A 3496-nucleotide genomic window follows, 5' to 3' on the forward strand; every position below is an offset into this window, starting at 1 on the left:
GATCGGCTCCGCCCGCCTCATCGACAACGTCGGCGTGGCCATCGGCACGGGGTTTCTCGCCGCCGCCGAGGCGACCGTCGCCTCCCAGCAGGCCGAGCTGGCCGCAGACTTCCAGGAAGGCCTCTAGATGCAGCGCACCATGCTCCACTCCAAGATCCACCGGGCGACCGTGACCCAGGCCGACCTGCACTATGTGGGTTCCTGCACCATCGACGCGGACCTGATGGACGCCGCCGACCTACTCGAGGGCCAGCAGATCGACATCGTCGACATCGACAACGGCGCCCGCCTGACCACCTATGCCATCACCGGGGAGCGCGGCTCCGGTGTCATCAGCATCAACGGTGCGGCCGCGCATCTCGTCCATCCCGGTGATCTGGTGATCATCATCGCGTACGCGGTGATGGAGGACGCCGAGGCGCGGGCTTACGAGCCGCGCGTCGTGTTCGTGGACTCCCACAACCGGAAGCTCACCGAGGGCACCGATCCGGCGGACGTTCCCGAGGGATCGGGACTGAAGAACCCGCGCGTCCCCGAGCCCGCCACCGTCTAGGTGCCGGGGTAGGGCCGTGTTACTCACCGTCGACGTCGGCAACACGCACATCCGGCTCGGCGTCTTCCCCCCGGACGGCGGGCCGCTCGAGCGCACCTGGAGCATGCGGACCTCGCCCGCGGTGACCTCTGACGAGTTGGCGTTGACCATCCGGGGGTTGCTCGGAGAGTGCGCCGAGCGGCTCTCCGGCATCTCGGCGATGTCGGTCGTGCCCTCGGTGACCGGAGAACTGCGACGGATGGCGACGGACTACTGGCCCGAGCTGCGCGCGGTCGTGGTGGCGCCCGGGGTGAAGACCGGGGTGCCGCTGCTCGTGGACAACCCGCGGGAGGTGGGGTCCGACCGGGTGGTCAACGCCCTGGCCGCCCACACCCTGTTCGAGGGCGCCGTGATCGTCGTCGACGTGGACACCGCGACCACGGTCGACGCCGTCTCCGCGCGGGGCGAGTTGCTCGGCGGGGCGATCGCGCCCGGGATCGACATCTCCGTGGACGCGCTCGCCGAGCGCGCGGCCGCGCTACGCAAGATCGAGGTGGTGCGGCCCCGGGGCGCGCTGGGCAAGAACACGGTCGCCGCGCTGCAGGCCGGGATCGTGATCGGGTTCGCCGGGCAGATCGACGCCCTGGTCGACCGCCTGCGGACGGACGTCGCCGAGTTGGCCGACGCGGCGGTGGTGCTGACGGGATTGCGTGCGGACGTGGTGGCGGAGGAGTCGCGGACGATCACCGACGTGGAACCGGAGCTCGCGCTCGAGGGCCTGCGACTGGTGTTCGAGAAGAACACCTGAATCCCGCCCCGCGCCGGTGGCATGCTGTCCGCCATGGGTGGGATCGGGCGGAGAGAGATCGACGACGACGAGGTGATCCGCAGGGACACCTCCGAGTTCGACCGCGGGGTGTCCTTCTTCGACGCCATCTACGGCTTCGCCGTCACGCTGCTCATCGTGAACGTCGATCTGCCGGAGCCGGAGGCGTGGCAGGACCTCGGCTCCCTGGCGGCATCCGGGCTCGGGCAGCAGTTGACCGGGGTCGCACTGAGTTTCGTGGTGATCTGCGCGCTGTGGCGGGTCAACGTCAGAATGATCAAGGGCCTCACCGGACTAGACGGCCCGATGGTCGTCGGCAACCTCCTGGCGACGGGCCTGGTGATCCTCGTGCCCTTCACCACCGACGCGATCAGCAACCCGGCCACGGCCGATCTCGACCTGCCCACCGCTCTCTACGCCCTCAACATCGCCGGGGTGGCCCTCGCGCAGGCCGCCGTGTACCAGCGTGGACGCGCGGTCGGACTGGAACGCCGTCCCACGTCGGCGAAGGAGAACCGCATGGTGCTCCTGGCGGCGACCGCCACCCCGGTGGTGTTCCTGGCATCGGTTCCCGTGGCGGTGACGATCGGCGCGGGGACCGCCCAGCTGATGTGGGTGTTGTTGGTCGTGCTGCTGCCGTTGACGGGTGGCCTCGCGAACCGGGCCAGGGGGACCTGACGGCGCAGCGGGGTCGGGCTGTGCGTGGGGTCAGGCTGCGGGCGGGTCAGGCCGCGGAGCGATAGCTCGTCATGGAGACCGACCCCCAGGCGTACCCCTTGCTGAAGGCGTCGAGCTTCTCGCCGGATCCGGCTGCCATCCCCGCCGCGTAGAGCAGGGGCAGAAAGTGGTCGGCACTGGGTACGGCCAGTCGGGCGTCGGGGTGCTCGACCAGTGAGAGGGCGTCCTCCGGTCGCTCGGTGAGCAGCTCCTGGGCGTGGTCGTCGAAGCGGTGCGCCCAGTCCGTCCCCGAGTCGCCGCGGGAGGGGTCCGCGGCGGCCAGGTTGTGCACCACGTTGCCGCTGGCCAGGATCAGGACGCCGGAGTCCCGCAGCGCCGAGAGTCTGGTGCCCAGGTCGAAGTGGTAGCCCGCGGGCTTGGAGGCGTCCACCGACAGTTGGGCCACCGGGACGTCGGCATCGGGGAAGACGTGGGTGAGGACGGACCACGTGCCGTGGTCGAGCCCCCACGAGTCCCGGTCCTCGCCGATCCAGGTGGGTTTGACCACCTCGGCCACCTCGGAGGCGAGTTCGGGTGCGCCGGCGGCGGGGTAGTCGAACTCGTTGAGCTCCCGTGGGAAGCCGTAGAAGTCGTGGATCGTCCTGGGGTTCGCCATCGCGGTCACGGCGGTGGCACCGATGTACCAGTGGGCCGAGACGGCCAGCACGGCCCGGGGCCGTTCGGGAAGGGAGGTGCCGAGCGCGGCCCATTCCCGGGTCCACTGGTTGACCTCGAGCGCGTTGAGGGGGACGCCGTGGCCGATGAAGACGGCGGGCTGACGCGTGCGTGTGGTGGTCATGGTGCTCCTTCGGTCTGACTATATGATGCATCAACTAACGGCCAGGCGCTAGCGGGTGTGCCGTCGGGTGTGCCGCCGGGCGTGCGCAGGGACAAAGGGGAGCTCGCCCTTGCTGTAGGTAGACCGGTCTGTCTATTATCGGGGTCATGAACGCACGACGAATGCCCTCGGCCGGTCCGGTGGCCTCCGCGCGTGCGCAGCACTGGTGTCCCCGACCGGCAGCAGCACCCTCGAACGGATCAACCGGGACCCGCCTCACCAGGAGCACCAGATGACCACTGTCGCCGTCACCATCACCGACCCCGTCACCATCACCGACCCCGCCGCCGTCACGCTGGTCGTGACGCACTACCGCACCGCCGTCGAGGCGGGCGCGCTCGTCGTGGACATCCGCTCCCGGGTCCAGCGTGAGCGACAGGGTGTGCTGGCCGGGGCGGTCGCGGTCGAGGCCCGCCCCGTCGTCGAACTGCTCGATCCCCGTTCGCCGGCGCCTCTCGCCGCCGTGGAGGACGGGCGCGAGGTCGTCCTGGTCAGTGACGACGGCCTCGACGCCGAACTGTTCGCGCTGGAACTGCACTCCCGCGGGGTGCGAGGGGTCCGGGCGGTCGACGGGGGTCACGAC

The 3496-nt window shown here is 70.3% G+C and carries 5 protein-coding genes; 4 read left to right on the forward strand and 1 reads right to left on the reverse strand.

The features are described 5' to 3' along the window. Window positions 1-127: 127 nt before the first annotated feature. From panD to G6027_RS14625, 3 genes are read left to right on the forward strand one after another with little or no spacing between them, the layout of a single operon-like run. On the forward strand, window positions 128-553 hold the full coding sequence (gene panD / locus G6027_RS14615; protein WP_182637805.1) for an aspartate 1-decarboxylase: 426 nt from the start codon (window positions 128-130) through the stop codon (window positions 551-553). 16 nt (window positions 554-569) lie between these two features. Then, entirely contained in the window at window positions 570-1340 is a 771-nt protein-coding gene (locus G6027_RS14620) for a type III pantothenate kinase (RefSeq protein WP_182637806.1), read from the forward strand. A gap of 33 nt (window positions 1341-1373) precedes the next feature. Next, window positions 1374-2036, forward strand: a complete 663-nt coding sequence (locus G6027_RS14625) for a TMEM175 family protein (protein ID WP_241727158.1) — start codon at window positions 1374-1376, stop codon at window positions 2034-2036. Window positions 2037-2082: 46 nt separating this feature from the next. On the opposite strand, the gene ygiD is transcribed toward G6027_RS14625, so the two are convergent. Then, on the reverse strand, window positions 2083-2874 hold the full coding sequence (gene ygiD, locus G6027_RS14630; protein ID WP_182637808.1) for a 4,5-DOPA dioxygenase extradiol: 792 nt from the start codon (window positions 2872-2874) through the stop codon (window positions 2083-2085). Window positions 2875-3145: 271 nt separating this feature from the next. Here ygiD and G6027_RS14635 point away from each other — a divergent pair. Beyond that, the coding region (locus G6027_RS14635) for a rhodanese-like domain-containing protein (RefSeq protein ID WP_241727159.1) at window positions 3146-3496 on the forward strand (351 nt) is incomplete at its 3' end.

The organism is Dietzia sp. SLG310A2-38A2, assembly GCF_014145095.1.
Lineage (GTDB): Bacteria > Actinomycetota > Actinomycetes > Mycobacteriales > Mycobacteriaceae > Dietzia.

Coding starts and splice junctions, on each gene's coding strand:
- panD (WP_182637805.1), top strand. CDS start 128: ATGCAGCGCACCATGCTCCACTCCAAGATCCACCGGGCGACCGTGACC.
- G6027_RS14625 (WP_241727158.1), top strand. CDS start 1,374: ATGGGTGGGATCGGGCGGAGAGAGATCGACGACGACGAGGTGATCCGC.
- ygiD (WP_182637808.1), bottom strand. CDS start 2,874: ATGACCACCACACGCACGCGTCAGCCCGCCGTCTTCATCGGCCACGGC.